At 64.2% G+C, this 16,401-nt stretch carries 15 protein-coding genes; 13 read left to right on the forward strand and 2 right to left on the reverse strand.

Annotated features, from left to right (window positions below; translation table 11 throughout):
- Positions 1–180 precede the first annotated feature (180 nt).
- From VFA60_01655 to VFA60_01690, 8 genes are all read left to right on the forward strand, one after another.
- Positions 181–2,202: a heme lyase CcmF/NrfE family subunit gene (locus VFA60_01655; GenBank protein HZQ90478.1), complete on the forward strand. Its 2,022-nt coding sequence runs from the start codon at positions 181–183 to the stop codon at positions 2,200–2,202.
- On the forward strand, positions 2,202–2,717 hold the full coding sequence (locus tag VFA60_01660; protein HZQ90479.1) for a cytochrome c-type biogenesis protein CcmH: 516 nt from the start codon (positions 2,202–2,204) through the stop codon (positions 2,715–2,717). The genes VFA60_01655 and VFA60_01660 overlap by 1 nt, the downstream gene beginning before the upstream one ends.
- Positions 2,714–3,010, forward strand: a complete 297-nt coding sequence (locus VFA60_01665; protein HZQ90480.1) for a hypothetical protein — start codon at positions 2,714–2,716, stop codon at positions 3,008–3,010. Before VFA60_01660 ends, VFA60_01665 begins: the two co-directional genes overlap by 4 nt.
- The gene (locus VFA60_01670) at positions 3,007–4,290 is read left to right on the forward strand and encodes a carboxypeptidase regulatory-like domain-containing protein (GenBank protein HZQ90481.1); all 1,284 of its coding nucleotides are present in this window, start codon (positions 3,007–3,009) and stop codon (positions 4,288–4,290) included. Before VFA60_01665 ends, VFA60_01670 begins: the two co-directional genes overlap by 4 nt.
- A 218-nt stretch (positions 4,291–4,508) precedes the next feature.
- Positions 4,509–5,903, forward strand: a complete 1,395-nt coding sequence (locus tag VFA60_01675; protein HZQ90482.1) for a M20/M25/M40 family metallo-hydrolase — start codon at positions 4,509–4,511, stop codon at positions 5,901–5,903.
- Between the two features lie 94 nt (positions 5,904–5,997).
- The gene (locus VFA60_01680; GenBank protein ID HZQ90483.1) at positions 5,998–6,864 is read left to right on the forward strand and encodes a zinc metalloprotease HtpX; all 867 of its coding nucleotides are present in this window, start codon (positions 5,998–6,000) and stop codon (positions 6,862–6,864) included.
- Between the two features lie 348 nt (positions 6,865–7,212).
- On the forward strand, positions 7,213–8,181 hold the full coding sequence (locus VFA60_01685; GenBank protein ID HZQ90484.1) for a MoxR family ATPase: 969 nt from the start codon (positions 7,213–7,215) through the stop codon (positions 8,179–8,181).
- A gap of 52 nt (positions 8,182–8,233) precedes the next feature.
- Positions 8,234–8,992 (forward strand): hypothetical protein, encoded by a 759-nt coding sequence (locus tag VFA60_01690; GenBank protein ID HZQ90485.1) that lies wholly within the window; start codon positions 8,234–8,236, stop codon positions 8,990–8,992.
- Positions 8,993–9,092: 100 nt separating this feature from the next.
- Here the strand turns inward: VFA60_01690 and VFA60_01695 are convergent, their stop codons facing one another.
- Entirely contained in the window at positions 9,093–9,599 is a 507-nt protein-coding gene (locus VFA60_01695) for a cupin domain-containing protein (GenBank protein HZQ90486.1), read from the reverse strand.
- A 187-nt stretch (positions 9,600–9,786) separates the two neighbouring features.
- Here VFA60_01695 and VFA60_01700 point away from each other — a divergent pair, with 187 nt between their 5' ends.
- The 4 genes from VFA60_01700 to VFA60_01715 all read left to right on the forward strand — a co-directional run bounded on the left by VFA60_01700 (position 9,787) and on the right by VFA60_01715 (position 12,922).
- The gene (locus VFA60_01700; protein ID HZQ90487.1) at positions 9,787–10,257 is read left to right on the forward strand and encodes a DUF4149 domain-containing protein; all 471 of its coding nucleotides are present in this window, start codon (positions 9,787–9,789) and stop codon (positions 10,255–10,257) included.
- Between the two features lie 83 nt (positions 10,258–10,340).
- On the forward strand, positions 10,341–11,420 hold the full coding sequence (gene ychF, locus VFA60_01705) for a redox-regulated ATPase YchF (protein ID HZQ90488.1): 1,080 nt from the start codon (positions 10,341–10,343) through the stop codon (positions 11,418–11,420).
- Positions 11,421–11,669: 249 nt separating this feature from the next.
- A complete protein-coding gene (locus tag VFA60_01710; protein ID HZQ90489.1) occupies positions 11,670–12,401 on the forward strand; it encodes a ZIP family metal transporter in 732 nt (243 codons plus the stop codon).
- A 56-nt stretch (positions 12,402–12,457) separates the two neighbouring features.
- Complete coding sequence (locus tag VFA60_01715) at positions 12,458–12,922, forward strand: hypothetical protein (GenBank protein HZQ90490.1); 465 nt, start codon at positions 12,458–12,460, stop codon at positions 12,920–12,922.
- 177 nt (positions 12,923–13,099) lie between these two features.
- Here VFA60_01715 and VFA60_01720 read toward each other — a convergent pair whose 3' ends face one another.
- On the reverse strand, positions 13,100–14,275 hold the full coding sequence (locus VFA60_01720) for a VWA domain-containing protein (protein HZQ90491.1): 1,176 nt from the start codon (positions 14,273–14,275) through the stop codon (positions 13,100–13,102).
- 191 nt (positions 14,276–14,466) lie between these two features.
- Here VFA60_01720 and VFA60_01725 point away from each other — a divergent pair, with 191 nt between their 5' ends.
- Positions 14,467–16,287 carry a SpoIVB peptidase S55 gene (locus VFA60_01725; GenBank protein ID HZQ90492.1) on the forward strand — a complete coding sequence of 607 codons (1,821 nt, stop codon included), beginning with the start codon at positions 14,467–14,469 and terminating at the stop codon, positions 16,285–16,287.
- Positions 16,288–16,401: the final 114 nt, after the last annotated feature.

A 16,401-nucleotide genomic window follows, 5' to 3' on the forward strand; every position in this document is an offset into this window, starting at 1 on the left:
TTTGTCAGGCAAGCGCCATCCCTGGCGCGTCGCTTTCTGGCCGGGCACGCCGGTAAGGCGCCTCACAGCCGGATGCGTTCGCTTCCCGTAAGCTGCTTTCAGAGCGCTTCCGGAGCTGGATTCCAGCGGGCGCGCGCTTGCTGCATCCCGGAATCTCTGAAAAGATATTGGGGCCTTTTCATGCCGCAAATTGGCAGCTTCGCCCTGCTTCTGGGACTCGCCCTGGCGGTTTACAGCCTGGGCGCGGGTGCGCTGGCACTTATGCGTCCCTCCGCCGGCATTGACCGGCTGGGCGAGACCGCGCGGCGCGCGGGAATCGCCACCTGGTTCGTTTTGACGGCCGCAGTCGTGTGCCTGGTGACGGCGGCGTTCACCAACGATTTTCGAATGGCATACATCTTCCACCACTCCAACCGCGCGCTGCCGGCGCCCTACAAGTTCGCGGCCCTGTGGTCGGGTCAGGAAGGTTCGTTGCTGTTCTGGTCGTGGCTGCTGGCGACGTACGGGCTGGTGCTGCGGCTGCGGCACAGGGTGGACACGCGGCTGGTGGCGCACGCCAGCGTGATCCTGGCGGCGGTGCAGGTCTTCTTCCTGCTGCTGATGAATTTTGCCGCGCATCCGTTCGCGGTGGTGGCGAACCCGCCGGCCGACGGCAACGGGCTGAACCCGCTGCTGCAGTATCCGGAGATGGTGATCCACCCGCCCATGCTCTACCTGGGCTACGTGGGATTCACGGTGCCTTTTGCGTTCGCGCTGGGCGCGCTGATCATGCGGTATCCCGGCGAAAAGTGGATCCACATCACCCGCCGCTGGACGATGGTGACGTGGCTGTTTCTCACCTGCGGCATTTTTCTCGGCGCGCACTGGGCGTACTCGGTGCTGGGCTGGGGAGGCTACTGGGGATGGGACCCGGTGGAGAACGCTTCCCTGCTGCCTTGGCTCACCGGCACGGCCTTCCTGCACTCGGTCATGATGCAGGAGAAGCGCGGCATGCTGAAGGTGTGGAACATGTGGCTGATCTTCGCCACGTTCCTGCTGGCGATCTTCGGCACGTTCCTCACGCGCAGCGGACTGGTGAGTTCGGTGCACGCGTTCGCGCAATCTTCGATTGGCAACTGGTTCATTGTTTTTCTCGCGCTGACGATGTGCACGTGCCTGTTCTTCTTTCTGAAGAACCGCTCGCACCTGGTGAGCGAGCACTGGCTGGAGTCGCTGGTGTCGCGCGAGTCAAGTTTCCTGTTCAACAACCTGCTGCTGCTGGCGGCGTGTTTCGCGGTGTTGTGGGGAACGTTGTTCCCGGTGCTGTCGGAAGCCGTGCAGGGGACGAAGGTGACGGTTGGCCCGCCATTTTTCAATCGCGTAAACATTCCCATCGCCATGTTGCTGCTGCTGCTCACCGGCATTGGTCCGCTGCTGGCGTGGCGCAAGACGAGCGCCGAGAGCCTGAAGCGCAACTTCACCTGGCCGGTGCTGGTCGCCATGGTGGCGACCGTGGCGCAGATCGCGATGGGGGTGCGGCCGTGGCAGGACATCGCGCAGTTCTACTCGCTGACGGCGGTGTCGCTGTCGGTGCTGGTGGCGGCGATCGTGATTTCCGAATTCATCCGAGGCGGGCGCGTGATCCGCGGGCACACTGGCCAGCCGCTGCCCGCGGCCATGCTGCAACTGGCGCGCCGCAACACGCGCCGCTACGGCGGATACATCGTGCACTTCGGCGTGGTGGTGATCATGATCGGTTTCGCCGGCGCCGCCTTCAATCAGGACAAAGAGCAGGAGCTGGGCTACGGCGACCAGATGACCATCGGCTCCTACACGATGGTTTGCCGGTCGTATACGCAGGACGACAATCCGAACTACTCCAACGAGTGGGCGATCCTCGACGTCTACAAGGGCGGGCAGCAGGTGGGGCAGATGTTTCCCGAGCGCCGCTTCTACAAGGCGAGCGAGACGGCGAGCACGATCGTGGCGAACCGCTCGACGCCGCGCGAAGACCTTTACCTTATTTATGCGGGACGGAATCCCGACACGGGCCGGCCGATCATCAAGGCGCGCGTGAATCCGCTGGTCATGTGGATCTGGACGGGCGTGTGGATCGTCGTGGCCGGAACGGTGTTCGCGCTGCTGCCGAACCTTGCCGCGGCACGCGTGACCGCGCCGGCCCGGGCGCGGCATGAGCAGGTGCCGGTGGGAGCGGGGGACTGATGCGGTGGTCGGTCATTGGTCGCTGGCCGTTGGCCAAGAACAAGAAGCTCGCCGCGGTCGCGGCCGTCGCGCTCCTCCTGGTTCTCACCATGGGCGCAGGCGATGACGCCACGCGGTTCAATTCACTCGGACATCGGATGATCTGCGCGTGCGGATGCAACCAGATCCTGCTGGAGTGCAATCACGTGGGCTGCACCTACTCCGACAGGATGCGCAACGAGCTGAGCACGGCGCTTACGCGCGGCGACAGCGACGACCTGGTGCTGCAAGGCTTTGTGCAGAAGTATGGCGCGACCGTGCTCTCGGCGCCGACCACGACCGGGTTCAATCGCGTGGCCTGGATCATGCCGTTCGCCGTGCTGGCCGCGGGGACGTGGCTGGCGGTGATGTTCGCGCGCCGGTGGCAAGGGCGCGTGGTAACGCGCGGCGCCGGCGCCGATCTGGGCGAGATTGACATTGCCGGCATGGACGTGGAGGCGCTGCGCCGCCGCGCACGCGAGGAGACGCAACTATGATCGCCGCCATTTGCGCTGCCATGACGCTGGCCGTCGCGGTCTATGTCTTCTACCTGCGCGACAACGACACGGCGGGAGCGGAAAAGTCGCGGCTCGCATTTCTGCGCGAGCGTAAAGACGTGGTCTACGAGAATCTGCGCGACCTGAACTTCGAGTACCAGGCCGGCAAGCTGCCCGAAGCCGATTACCAGGCAATGCGCGCGTCGCTGGAAAACGAAGCGGTGGCGCTGCTGGCCGAGATCGAGCGCCTGGAAGCCGACCCTGAAGCTGTTGCGGCCGAGACCTGTTCATGAAGCCATCTTTTTTCTTGCTGCGAGTTCTTGCATCGGCGGTGCTGCTCTCGGCCGCCGCATCCGGCGACATCACCGGAAAAGTCACCAATGCCACCACGGGCAAGCCGGCCGCCGGCGACGACGTGGTGCTGCTGCGTCTGAGCCAGGGCATGGACGAGATTGCGCGCACCAAGACCGACGCGCGCGGCCAGTTCACGCTCAAGGTCAGCGATGCCGGCGCGCCGCACCTGGTGCGCGTAAGCCACGGCGGCGTGAACTACCACAAGGCCGCGCCTCCGGGAACCACGACCGCGGACGTCGAGGTGTACGACGCCGCGCCGAAGCTGGACGGCATTTCCGCCACGGTGAACGTTGTGCGCTTCTCGGCGACGGGCGATCAGTTGCAGGTCATCGAGCTGTTCGCGTTGAAGAATGATTCGTCGCCGCCGAAGACGCTGATGTCCGACAAGACCTTCGAACTCGATCTCCCCGAAGGCGCGGTGGTGGACAGCTCGATGGCCGCGGGGCCGGGCGGCATGCCGGTTACATCCTCGCCAGTTCCGGATGAAGGAAAGAAGGGCCGCTATTACTACGTCTTCCCGCTGCGCCCCGGCGAGACGCGCTTCCAGCTCAGCTACCACCTGCCCTACAACGGTAAGGCGAGCTTCGCGCCGACGGCGCTCTACAACATGGAGCACTTCGTGGTGATGCTGCCCAAGTCCATGGAGTTCAGGCCGGCCGATCGGCAACAATTTTCGCCGATGCAGGAAGATGCGAGCGCGAACACGCAGGTCGCTACGGCCGTGAAGGCGGGCGACAAGCTGGCGTTCAGCATCTCGGGCAGCGGCGAGTTTCCGCGCGAGCAGCAGGGTGGCGGCGAAGAGCCGGCGGGCGCGACCAGCAACGACGCGCGTCCCGGCGGCGGGCTGGGTCCGCCGTCGGAGCAGCCGGACCCGCTAAAGCAGTATCGGTGGTACATCCTGGGAGCGCTGGCGTTGGCGCTGGCAGCGGGCGCGGTGTATGTGCTGCGGCGCGGGCCGGCGAGTGCACCGGCGCCGAGCTCGACGCCTGCGACGGCGGTGCAGGGCCGCGGAGTGGCGCGAACGGCGACCCCGGCTTCCGCGAATGGCAATGCGCGCTCCGCGGCCATCATGGACGCGCTCAAGGAAGAGTTGTTCCAGTTGGAAGTGGATCGCGCCCAGGGAAGCATTTCGCCGGCGGACTACGCCGAAGCCAAGGCGGCGCTGGATCTGACCATGCGGCGCGCGCTGGAGCGCGGGAAGAAGACCGCGAAGGTTTAGGTTTTCTCAGGTTGCGCCACCCCTCATCCAGGTCATCCTGAGCGCGCGCGAGTCGATGGAGTCCCTACAGCTACCGAGCTGGTCAGGTCCAATAGGGGTCCTTCGACTGCGCTCAGGATGACAACGCCACAAGAGCCCTTCCGCCCTGCGGGCTCAGTTGCGACCGTTACCAGCGGGCTGCTAGTCTGGCGCGCTCTGCTGATTACCGCGAGGTCATCATGCGTTTGCGTTTCGTGCTCGTTCCCGCCGTTTTTCTGTTGGCAAGCGTTACATTGCCGGCCCAGAAGGCCGCCGCGCCCGACCTGGCAGCGGCGCGCGACGAGGCAGTGCAGATCCTGGCCGGCCTGGTCAAGATTGACACGTCGAATCCGCCGGGGAATGAGACGAAGGCGGCGCGGCACATCCAGGAAATCTTCGACCGCGAAGGCATTGCTTCGGAGATCTTCGAGTCGGCCCCGGGGCGCGGGAGCATTGTGGCGCGGCTGAAGGGGAACGGCAAAAAGCGCCCACTGCTGCTCATGGGCCACCTCGACGTGGTAGGGGTGGAGCGCGACAAGTGGACGGTGGACCCGTTCGGCGCCGTGATCAAGGACGGCTATCTGTACGGGCGCGGCGCGTCGGACGACAAGGCGATGGTCAGCGCCTGCCTGGAGATTGTCCTGCTGCTGCACCGCATGAAGGCGCCGCTCGATCGCGACGTGATCTTCCTGGCGGAGGCGGGCGAGGAAGGCACCAGCCAGTTTGGCATCGGCTACATGGTGAAGGAGCACTGGGAGAAGATTGAGGCCGAGTTCGCGCTCAACGAGGGCGGCAGCATTCACAACGTGGATGGCAAAGTTACCGACGTGCAGATCGGGACGACGGAAAAAGTTCCGCGCACCACGCGGCTGGTCGCGCGGGGCTCGAGCGGGCACGCCTCGATCCCGCGCCCGGACAATCCTGTGGTCCACCTGGCAGCGGCCGTCGGCAAGTTCGGCGAGTGGCAGCCACCGGCGCGGCTGAACGAAACCACGCGATTGTTTTTCCAGCGGCTGGCGACCATCAGCCCGCCCGATGAGGCAGCCCTCTATCGCAACGTGGAAGACCCAGCGGTGCAGGAGAAGCTGCGACTCAGCAAGCCGGTGTATTACTCCATGCTGCGGACGTCGATCGTGCCGACCATCGTGAAGGGCGGCTTCCGAACGAACGTGATCCCGGCTGACGCTGAGGCGACGCTCGACATCCGCTCGCTGCCCGACGAAGACATGGACGCGCTGCTGGAGAAGATGCGCCAGCTCATCAACGATCCCGAGATCGAGATCGTGAAGAACAACTACGGCGCGCGGCCCACGTCTCCGCCTTCGAGCGTGAACACGGAAATGTTCGCCGCGCTCGAGCGGGCACAGAAGAAAGTGTTTCCTGCGGCGGTCACCCTGCCCGCCATGGGCACCGGCGCGACCGACTCGGCCCAGCTCCGCGCCAAGGGCGTGCAGGCCTACGGCCTGGGCAACGTTTCTACCGACGACGACCGCCGCCGGGTGCACGGCAACGACGAGCGGGCTTCCGTCGAGGGCCTGGGGAAGTTCCTCGAATTCATGTGGTTGGCCGTGACCGACGTGGCCCTGGCCAAGTAGGCCCGGGCTGAATCGCGGACCGCCAGACGCCATCTAATGAATGTAAGCGGCTCGCGCCTGGAACGGACGGCCGCCGGAATTCGTATCTGCGACTATGGGAAACGCATTTAAGACCGCGCTGCTGCTGGGCGCGCTCACGCTGCTGCTGCTCTTCCTGGGGGACTACTTTGGCGGGCAGCAGGGGCTGGTTGTCGCCTTCGTGATCGCGGCAGTGATGAACTTTGTCTCCTACTTTTTCTCGGACAAGCTGGCGCTGGCGATGAGCGGCGCGCGTCCGGTGACGCGCGAGCAACTGCCGCGCGTCTATCGCGTGGTGGAGAACCTCACGCAGCGCACCGGCCTGCCGATGCCCAAGATCTACCTGGTTCCGTCTCCTTCGCCCAACGCCTTCGCGACGGGACGGAACCCGAAGCACTCGGCCGTGGCGGTGACGCAGGGCATCCTCGACATTCTCGACGACGAGGAGCTGGAAGGCGTGCTGGCGCACGAGTTGGGACACGTGCGCAATCGCGACATCCTGATCGGGGCCGTCGCAGCCACGCTGGCCGGCGCGGTCACGTTCCTGGCGCGTATGGCGGCGTACGGCGCGATGTTCAGCGGGTACGGCGGCCGCGACGAGCGCGATAGCCGCGGCGGCGGCGGGCTGGGCGCGCTGCTCATGCTGATCCTTGCGCCGATCGCAGCCATGCTGATTCAGCTCGCCGTCTCGCGCTCGCGCGAGTACGAAGCCGACGCGACCGGGGCGCACTTCACCGGAAACCCATTTGCGCTGGCACGCGCGCTGAAGAAGCTGGACGCGTACTCGCGCCGCATTCCGCTGGTGGCGTCGCCTTCAACGGCACACCTGTTCATCGTGGCGCCGCTGCTGCGCGGGGCAGACTTCGCCAGCCTGTTCTCCACCCATCCGCCGATTCCGAAGCGAATCGAGCGGCTGACGGGGCGGACGGAAGAGTTCGTGTAACACCCATGCAAAGCTGAAAATGCAAAATGAGCCCGCAGAACCCAGGCCGCGGCGTCTTCATTTTGCATTTTTCATTGTGAATTTTGCATGGGATCAGCGCTCCACCACCACCAGCTGCCCATCCTCAATCCTGATGCCGGCCACGTAGTCCGGCAGCTTGAGCTTGTCGCGGTCCTCCGGCTCCATCAGCTTGCGCCGCAGCGGAGCGGCATGGTTAGCGGATTGTAAAACCCAACGTTCACCACGGAGACGCAGGGGCACAGAGAACGTAAGCACGCTTGTTCCGAGCGACCGACCACCTCCGTGTCTCTGTGCCTGTATGGCGGATGTTGCTACAATCGCGGGACGATGGCATCGGAAACGGCCCCGGCGCTGGGCAACGCTGCGCATCGCGCCGCTCAGCTGGAAGCCGCGCTGCGCGCGGTGATTCGCGGCAAAGACGAAGTGGTACGCCTGGCGCTGGTTGCGGTGCTGGCACGCGGACACCTCCTGATTGAAGGCGTTCCGGGCGTGGGCAAGACCACGCTGGCGCACGCGCTGGCGCGCGCGCTCGACTGCGCCTTCCAGCGCATACAGTTCACCAGCGACATGCTGCCCAGCGACGTGCTGGGCATTTCCATCTATTCGGCCATCGAACAGAAGTTCGAATTCAAGCGCGGGCCGATTTTTACCAACGTGCTGCTGGCCGACGAGATCAACCGCACCACGCCGAAGACGCAATCGGCGCTGCTGGAAGCGATGAACGAAAACCAGGTGACGGTGGACGCGCGCTCCTATGCGCTGCCGCAGCCGTTCGTAGTGATCGCCACGCAGAATCCGGTGGAGCACCACGGCACGTATCCGCTGCCGGAGTCGCAGATGGACCGCTTCCTGATGCGGGTGCGCATGGGATATCCCGGCGCCGAGGGCGAGCGGCAGATTCTGCGTTCGGAGGCGGGCGCGGCGCGGCTGGAGGATGTGCGTCCCGTGCTGAGCGGGGCAGACGTGCTCGGGTTGCAGGCCGACGCGACGCGCGTTGCCGTGGACGAGGCGCTGGTGGACTACACACTGGAAATCGTGCGGCGCACGCGTGAGTCGGATTACCTCGCGTTGGGCGTCTCGCCGCGCGGATCGCTGATGCTGTTTCGCGCCGCGCAGGCCATGGCGTTCCTCTCCGGGCGCGGATTTGCCACTCCCGACGACTTCAAGTCGCTGGCCGTGCCGGTCTTTGCGCACCGCGTGGTTGTCAACGGCCGTTACTCCTCGAACCTGAAGCGCACCGACCAGGCAGAGACGATCCTGCGCGACATTGTGGACGCTGTACCGGTCCCTGTGTAGCGGCGGGCAACTCTCCTTCTCGATAGACGATTCGCCTGCTTTGGAGGAAATGATGCAAGGCAACCCGCCGCGTGTAACCGAGATTGCACCCGACATTTTCCAGATCTCCATCTTCGCCCCGGAAATCAACCTGCAATTCAATGCGTTCCTGGTCCGCGACGACGAGCCGCTGCTGTTTCACACACTGTTCCGGCGCTGGGTACCGCTGATGCGCGAAGGCATTGCGCGCTTGCTCGATCCGGCGCGGCTCCGCTGGATCAGCTTCAGCCACTTCGAAATGGATGAGTGCGGCGCGCTGAATGAATGGCTTGCCGAGGCGCCTCGCGCCGAGGCGGCGCACAACTTTGTCGGCGTCAATGTGAACCTGCACGACTACTCCAGCCGGCCGGCGCGCGTGCTCATGCCGGAAGACCGGCTCGTGACCGGCAAATACTGTTTCCGCTATATACACACGCCGCAACTTCCGCACGGGTGGGACGCGGGCGTGATGTTCGAAGAGAAAACACGGACGCTGTTCTGCTCCGACTTGTTCCATCACGGCGGCGATCCGGAGCCAATCACCGAACAGGACGTGCTCGGCCGCGTGCGCGCCGAACTGACGGCGTACCAGGCGGGGCCGCTGGCCAACTATGTCCCGTTCACACAGCACACGGAGCGAATCCTGCACGGCCTGGCGGAGCTCAAGCCGCGCACGATTGCGGCGCAGCACGGTTCCGCCTACGCCGGCGACGGCGAGCGCGCTTTGCGCGGATTGGCGCAGGTGATGCGTGAAGTACTGGGCAAAGCCGCCAGCGTGACGAGCGCGCCCTGATTCCGGCAACGGAATGCAAACAGAAAGCCCCGCCGCACATCGCGACGGGGCTTTTGAGCATTTGACCGCTTCCTGCTGGCCGGCCTTGATCTTGCGACGATTACTTCTTCGCCGGCGCTTTTGCCGCGCCTTTCGCCGCCGTCTTGCTCTTCAGCGCTTCGTCGAGGGAGATTTCCTTGCCGCTGGCGTCCACGTAGTGGATGTCGAACGCGCCGTCAGTTCCGATGAAAAAGGTGCAGGCGGCGGTGCAGGTGAACTGATGGGTGTGCTTGGCGGGCAGATATGCATACGCGCCCGCGCCGATCGCTTTGCTGGGGCCGTCCTTTATCTCCAGCTTGGCGCTGCCGCTCACGATGCCGAGCTGTTCCGTGGCGGTGTGCCAGTGCCAGGGAATCTTGCAGCCCGCGGTGGCTTTGGCGGAGAGCGTGGCTCCGCCTTTGCCCGGGTCGCCGTGCAATACGGCGCCCTGCGCGCACGGGGGCAGTCCAGGTAGAGGACCGTATTTCATTTCGGCAGGGCTGGTAATCGCGCCCGTGTCGTGTCCCTGGGCAAAAGCGGCGGCGGCGCAGACAGCGAGCGCCAAGGTGAGAACGAAAATGCGCTTCATGTAGTGTGCCTCCTGAGAAGAACTTGTTGGGTCGTGCCAGATCAGCAAAATGGCAGCCGCGCATGTCCGCGGCGGGACGAAATTCTACAACAACGGGCCGAGTGGCGAAGGGCGCGCGTGCGATACTGGAGAGTTGGCGGCCAGGCGGCGGGCCTCACAGTCGTCCGGGCGCAACTTGGCGCAACCTATGACGTTCGTGCGCTTCCTGATGCTGCTGTCGTTGGCGGTGTGGGTCGGCGGCATCGTGTTCTTCGCGTTCGTGGTCGCACCCACGGTTTTCTCCGTGCTGCCGACGCGGCGCCTGGCCGGCCTGGTGGTGACGCGCTCGCTCGGCCTGCTGCACTGGATCGGTGTGGCGGCGGGCGCGGTGTTCCTGGCGGCGTCTCTGATTGGCGGGGCGCGCTTGCTCGCGCCACGGCATCTGCTGGTGGCGGCGATGATAATGCTCACCGTCGTCTCTCAGGCCGGCCTTTCGCGGCGCATGCAGACCCTGCGCGAGCAGATGGGCGAAATCGATTCGGTCGCGGCCAGCGACCCGAGGCGGATCGAGTTCAACCGTCTGCACGCGTGGTCAACCAGAATCGAGGGAGGAGTATTGCTGCTGGGATTGGCGGCGGTCTATCTGGTGGCGAAGGACCCGTCGCTGTGCGGCAGTTAGCAATTGGCGCTTCACACTGGGCCGTTAAGCGTTGATGTAGAAAGGCCAAATGCCAACTGCTCAGCGCCAAGTGCGATTTTCCCATGAAGACGGGAATCATTGGACTTCCGCAAGTCGGCAAGACGTCGCTGTTCCGCATGCTGACCAAGGCGCATGTGGCGGCGCACGCCAACCCGCGCGAGGCGCATGTGGGCGTGGCGAAAGTCCCCGACGAGCGGCTCGACAAGCTGGCCGCGCTCTACAACCCGAAAAAGCTGGTGCATGCCGCGGTGGACTACGTCGACGTGGCGGCGATCGGGCAGGAAGCGCTGAAGGAGACGGCGTATCTTGGAAATCTGCGCACGGTGGACGCACTGGCGCACGTGCTGCGCGCCTTTGACGATCCGGCGGTGCCGCATGTGGGCGAGATCGATCCGCGGCGCGACGCGCGCAACGTGGACTTCGACCTGATGCTCAGCGACCTGGCGCAGATCGAGAAGCGCCTGGAGCGGCTCGAGAAAGACCTGAAGAAGATGCGCTCGCCGGAGCTGGAGAAAGAAAACGAGTTGCTGCATCGCGCCAAGGCGCACCTGGAGCAGGAGCGCCCGCTGCGCGAGATGGAGATGACGCCCGAAGACAAGAAGCGCGTGCGCGGCTTCATGTTCCTGAGCGAGAAACCGATGCTCTACGTCATCAACGTGGGTGAGAGCGCGACGCTGGGCGCGGATCTGGAGAAAGCGGCCAGGAAATATGGCCTTGGCGAGCCGGCGGCGCGGGCAAATTGCGCATCGCTGGCGGTGTGCGCGAAGGTTGAAGCCGAACTGGCGGAAATGAGCGATACCGATGCCGCCGGGTTCCTCGCCAGCTACGGCCTGCAGGAGAGCGGATTGGTGAGACTCATCCGCAAGAGCTATGAGCTGCTGGGGCTGATCTCATTCTTCACCGTCGGCGAAGACGAATGCCGCGCGTGGACGGTGGAGCGCCACACGCGCGCGGTCAACGCCGCCGGCGTGATCCATTCCGACCTGGAGAAGCACTTCATCCGCGCCGAAACCATTCACTGGGACAAGTTGCTCGAAGCCGGCTCGGAAGCGGAAGCGCGGGCCCGCGGCACGCTGCGGCTCGAGGGCAAGGACTACGTCGTCAAAGACGGCGACGTGATGCACATTCGGCACTCGGGATAGGTCTCAGTTCTCGGTCCCCAGTTCTCGGCCCTCAGTCAAGGCCAAAGCAGTGCTCGTGGTTTATAGTTCCGCGCTCCGCCGGAGAAACAAGCCATGGGCAGAACATACCGCGACCTGGTCGCCGGGCGGAAGAGTATGGGTCTGGTTGAACACATTTACGAATGCACGCGGAGATTTCCGCGCGAAGAGGTTTAGCTGATCGCCGCAATAAGACTGAGAACCGAGAACTGAGAGCTGAGAACCGGGAACTTGAGCCCAATTGTCTACAGCATCCTGCTGGGCCTGACCGCGGCAGGCGCGAACCTGCTGGGCGGCGTGCTCATCGTGCAGAAGCACTGGGACGCCCGCTTCCTGCGCTACTTTGTCGCGCTCGGCGCCGGATTCATGCTGGCGACCGCGATGGTGGAGATGGTGCCGGCGAGCGTGGAGCTGCGTCCGCAGTCGGCGGGGTTCTTCGTCCTGATCGGATACCTGATCATCCATTTTTTTGAGCACACCATCTCCCCGCACTTCCACTTCGGCGAAGAGACGCACGCCGACGAGTTTGTCCACGCGCGCAAGGGATATTCGGTGCTGCTGGGGCTCGGCATCCACGCGTTCTTCGACGGGATCGCGATTACGAGCGGCTTCCTGGTGTCGAGCTGGCTGGGCTGGATCATTTTTCTCGCCATCTTTTTGCACAAGATGCCGGAAGGATTCACGGTTGCCTCGGTCATGCTGGCCAGCGGACTCAGCCGGCGCGCGGCGTGGGGATCGAGCGCGTTTCTGGGCATGAGCACGCTATTGGGCGTGCTGGCGATGGCCGCTTTCCGCACCGCGGTGAGCGCCGGCCTGCCGCTTTCGTCCGGCGTAACGCTGTACGTTGCCGCGAGCGACTTAATCCCGGAAGTCAATAAAGAACCGGGCATCAAAATGGCGCTGGTGGTGTTTGTAGGAGTGGCGGTCCTGTTTCTGCTCGATCGCTTTTTTCACGTGCAGTAGCTGCGCTGCACCAACGATGGTGCGCGCTCGAAACGCGCTCTGAATCAGGCGATAGAATGGCCAATGTGCTTACGCCGCCCGTGACCGGTCACGCAATCGATTCGCAGGTGCGCGATGCGCCGCGCGCGAGCTGGCTTTTCTGGGTGCCGCTGTCGAAGGCGAAGATCGTGCTGCTGTCGGTTGCCTTCGCGACGCTGGTGTTCGCGGTTGGACTCGGGCTGGACCTGCTGCTGATCGAGCAGCACGAACCGCGCTCGCTGACGCTGGAAATTTCCGACGCGTTTACCGGCATGGTCGCCGGCGCGCTGTTCCTGCGGTTGCTGATCTATGGCCAGCGGCGGCGGCGCGAACTGGAGCGGCGGCTGGAAATGATCGCCGAGATGAATCATCACATCCGCAATGCGCTGCAGGTGATCGCCTTCTCGCGCCATCTGCCGCCGGAAAAAGAGCCGCTGGCGGCCATTGACGCATCCGTGAAGCGCATCCAGTGGGCGCTGAAGGAGTTGCTGCCGAAGGTGTGAGGCTAGTTCTCGGTCCCCGGCGCCCGGTTTTTCCCTCCCGATCCTCCCATCGGCTTGCGCCCCCGGCCGGGAAGACTGGGGAAGCTAGCCCGGCGTTTTCCAACCTCCGGGTCAGCGCGCAAACAAAACCGCCGTCCGGGGGGACGGCGGGGAAATTGCGGACTGACTGCTGCTGAGTCACTCCACCGTGTGCTTGGCGGTGTAACCCTCACGGGCGATGACGGTGTACTTCACTTCCTTCCCTTTTTCGTCGCGCATTTTCAGCGGCTGGCCGTTTTCGTCCACCAACTCAACCTTGAGCTTGCGGTAGGTGCCGTCGAGCTTCGGGTTGGTCGGATGGTAGGCGAGCGTGTACTCGTTGCGGATGGAGTTGCCGATGTCAGCAAAAATCTCGGGGAACTGGCCCTGGAACCGGGGGAAGTAGGCGCGTCCGCCGGTGAGGCGGGCGAAGGTGGACATCTGGTTGTCGGCTTGGAGGAAATCGATACGAGTCGTGGTGTTGTCGCCCGGCCCGCCGGTGCAGTTCAGGTAATAGGAGGTGAGGCCGCGCGCGTCGGCCCACTCGCGCAACGCCTGGCCAACGCCGATGGCGTAAATGCTGATGTTCTGCGTGGCCTGCACTTTCTTGAGGATCTTGTCGTAGGTGAGCTTGCTGAAGCTGTCGCAGCCGGTGGAAACCAGAATGATGTACTTGCGTCCTTCGATTCCCTCGATGCGGTCAATGGTGTCGTAGAGAGCGTCGAAAAGGTTCGTTTCCCGGAAGCCGGGGATGCGCAGCGAGTTGAGGGCAGCGTAGATGGCGCGCTTGTCCTGCGTGAAATCAACCAGGATCTCGGGCTTCATGTCGTAGGAAACGACCGCGACCCAGTCTTCCTTCTTCAAGGAAGCGGCAAAGTTGTACGACGCGTTGAGCACATCATTCAGCATGAAGCCGTAGTTGTTGGAGGCAAACTCCACCAGCAGCACGGCGGTGATGGGCGCCTCGCCCTGGCTGAAGTTGCTGACCTTCTGCGGCACGCCATCTTCGTAGATGCGGAAGAATTCCTTCTTCAGGCCGGGAATGAAGTGGCCGTCCTTGGCGGTGACCATCACGTCCAGCGTGACCAGCGGGACGTTGACGCTGAGCGAGTACTCGGGCGTCCTCTCAGCGGCGGGCGTGCGACGCGGCGGCGCCGGTGGCGGCTCCTCTCCCTTCCTCGGCACCGCGATGGGTCCGACGTCGCCCGTCGGGCCGCCGGCTTCGGGCGGAGCGGTCTGCGTGGGTTTCTTGTCCTGCGAAGCAGAAGACGACTGGGCGCGCGCGCTGCCCGGACCGAGCAAGGCCACCGCGGCCAGCAACAGGACGACCGCCAACGCGACCGGAGCAACATTGCGGCGAACCCGCGAAAAACGCCGACTAAGTGAGTTTTTGAGGAACTTTTGGGGAAACATTGGAGTCTCTCGCTTGTGAGTCTCTATGCTAGTATAGATGCACATTTTCCGCTCTCGATGACACCTTTGCGGCATTTCCGCTGACGGCGGAATCGAGCGGTCCGGCCGGTGGTATGAAAAAAGCGGTTGCCGTCCTCTTCGTCTTTGTACTCTCCCTCAGTTCTTCCCTGTTGTTGGCGGCCGTACAGCCTTCGGCCGGCCCGCAAATCCTGCCGATTGACCAGATCAAAGCTGGAATGCGGGGCGTAGCGTACACCGTCTTCGAAGGCGTGAAGCCGGAGCCCATGGACGTGGAAGTACTCGGCGTGTTGCGCGACGTGAACGGGCCGAAGGGCGACATCATCCTGGTGCGGCTGCACGGACAAAAGGTGGAGTACACCGGCGTGGTCGCCGGGATGAGCGGCAGCCCGGTGTATATCGACGGAAAGCTTGTCGGGGCGCTGGCGTTCCGCATTGGGTCGTTTTCCAAGGAGGCGATCGCGGGCGTTACGCCCATTGCCGACATGCTCGAAATCAATGAGCTCGACCGCAGCATGCCGCAGGACGCCGCTGCTCCCATGATGGCGAGGGAGCGGAACGAGGCGAGCCGGACGTCTTCTGCCGGGGTGACCACTCAAGGACTGAACGCTTCGCCGGCGGGCGGCTTGCAGTCGTACAAGAACCTGCTCCAGCCGATTGACGCGCCGCTGGTGTTTTCCGGATTCAGCGAAGACGCAGTGAAGCGCTTCTCCGCGCAGTTTGCCGCGGCGGGCATCGTGCCGGTGATGGGCGCGGGCGGCTCGAGCAATGACAAGCAGCCCGAGCCGATCGGGCCGGGCTCGGCGGTGAGCGCGCAACTGGTGCGTGGTGACATGGCCATCTCCGCCACCTGCACGGTGACCTACGCCGATGCTGAACGCCTGCTGGCCTGCGGGCATCCGCTGCTCAATTACGGCATGGTTGATCTGCCGATGACCAAGGCGGAAGTTCTGGCCACGCTGGCGTCGCCGCTCAACGCCTTCAAGATCGTGAACACCACCGAACCCATCGGGACATTCGTGCAGGACCGCCACACCGGCATCATGGGCCGGTACGGACAGCAGTCGCAGATGATCCCGGTCACGCTCACCATCCACGGCGGACCGCGCCCGAAGCAATTCAAATATGAGGTGCTGAACAACGCGCGGCTCACGCCGGTGGCGATGATGGCCACTGTCTACAACGCGCTCAGCGGCGTCAACGAATACGGCGAAGAGATTACGTTCCGCATGCAGGGCAAGATCTCCGTCGGCGGATATCCCGACGTGACGTTGCAGAACATGTTCGCTCCCGCCGACATGAACCTGCCAACCGGTTTCCTGGTGGCGCTGAACGTGGGCGAGCGCTTCGGGCGCATCTTCGACAATCCCTACAGCAAGCCGAAGATCAGCGGCGTGCAGCTCGACTTCGACGTGGTTCGCGAGCGCAAGTCGGCGCGGCTGGAAAGCGCGCGCACCGACCTGACCGAGGCGCGTCCCGGCGACGAGCTGGTGATCGAGGCGGTGCTGCGGCCGTACCGAGGCGAGCCCATCGTGCGGCAGATTCCCGTGCGTATCCCCACCTCGACGCCGAAGGGCACGCTGCGCATCCTGGTGAGCGACGGCGACACGCTGGACCGCATGCGGCGCATGACGTCGGCGTTCGGCAACAAGCTGGACCTTGGTTCGGTGATCGCGCTGCTCAACAAGGAGCACGCCAACCACCGGCTGTACGTTTCGCTCATGGAAGCGAATCCGCAGGCAATGGTGGAAGACAAAGTCATGCCGACGCTGCCCCTTTCCGTGATGAACGTGATGGAAGGCATGCGCGGACGGCAGGAGATGATCGTGACCGGTGAGTCGGCGGTGGACGAGTCGAGCACGCCGCTGGATTACGTGGTTTCCGGCGCGCAGATGATCACGGTCACGGTGAAGTGATTCGGCGCGGCGCGCGGCCGCGTCCTTCCCCTGGTTTTTCCCCGAGGGCATACGACCGGGAACGCCTCCGGGGACCTGGTGTGATTCAAGCATCGCGCTTTGGCGCAAGAGGAC

Source organism: Terriglobales bacterium, assembly GCA_035651995.1.
In the GTDB taxonomy this organism is placed as follows: Bacteria; Acidobacteriota; Terriglobia; order Terriglobales; family Acidobacteriaceae; genus DASRER01.

What these genes read in the sequence shown, in the direction of transcription:
- VFA60_01655 (HZQ90478.1), top strand. Translation starts at nt 181, where the DNA reads ATGCCGCAAATTGGCAGCTTCGCCCTGCTTCTGGGACTCGCCCTGGCG.
- VFA60_01660 (HZQ90479.1), top strand. Translation starts at nt 2,202, where the DNA reads ATGCGGTGGTCGGTCATTGGTCGCTGGCCGTTGGCCAAGAACAAGAAG.
- VFA60_01665 (HZQ90480.1), top strand. Translation starts at nt 2,714, where the DNA reads ATGATCGCCGCCATTTGCGCTGCCATGACGCTGGCCGTCGCGGTCTAT.
- VFA60_01670 (HZQ90481.1), top strand. Translation starts at nt 3,007, where the DNA reads ATGAAGCCATCTTTTTTCTTGCTGCGAGTTCTTGCATCGGCGGTGCTG.
- VFA60_01675 (HZQ90482.1), top strand. Translation starts at nt 4,509, where the DNA reads ATGCGTTTGCGTTTCGTGCTCGTTCCCGCCGTTTTTCTGTTGGCAAGC.
- VFA60_01680 (HZQ90483.1), top strand. Translation starts at nt 5,998, where the DNA reads ATGGGAAACGCATTTAAGACCGCGCTGCTGCTGGGCGCGCTCACGCTG.
- VFA60_01685 (HZQ90484.1), top strand. Translation starts at nt 7,213, where the DNA reads ATGGCATCGGAAACGGCCCCGGCGCTGGGCAACGCTGCGCATCGCGCC.
- VFA60_01690 (HZQ90485.1), top strand. Translation starts at nt 8,234, where the DNA reads ATGCAAGGCAACCCGCCGCGTGTAACCGAGATTGCACCCGACATTTTC.
- VFA60_01695 (HZQ90486.1), bottom strand. Translation starts at nt 9,599, where the DNA reads ATGAAGCGCATTTTCGTTCTCACCTTGGCGCTCGCTGTCTGCGCCGCC.
- VFA60_01700 (HZQ90487.1), top strand. Translation starts at nt 9,787, where the DNA reads ATGACGTTCGTGCGCTTCCTGATGCTGCTGTCGTTGGCGGTGTGGGTC.
- ychF (HZQ90488.1), top strand. Translation starts at nt 10,341, where the DNA reads ATGAAGACGGGAATCATTGGACTTCCGCAAGTCGGCAAGACGTCGCTG.
- VFA60_01715 (HZQ90490.1), top strand. Translation starts at nt 12,458, where the DNA reads ATGGCCAATGTGCTTACGCCGCCCGTGACCGGTCACGCAATCGATTCG.
- VFA60_01725 (HZQ90492.1), top strand. Translation starts at nt 14,467, where the DNA reads ATGAAAAAAGCGGTTGCCGTCCTCTTCGTCTTTGTACTCTCCCTCAGT.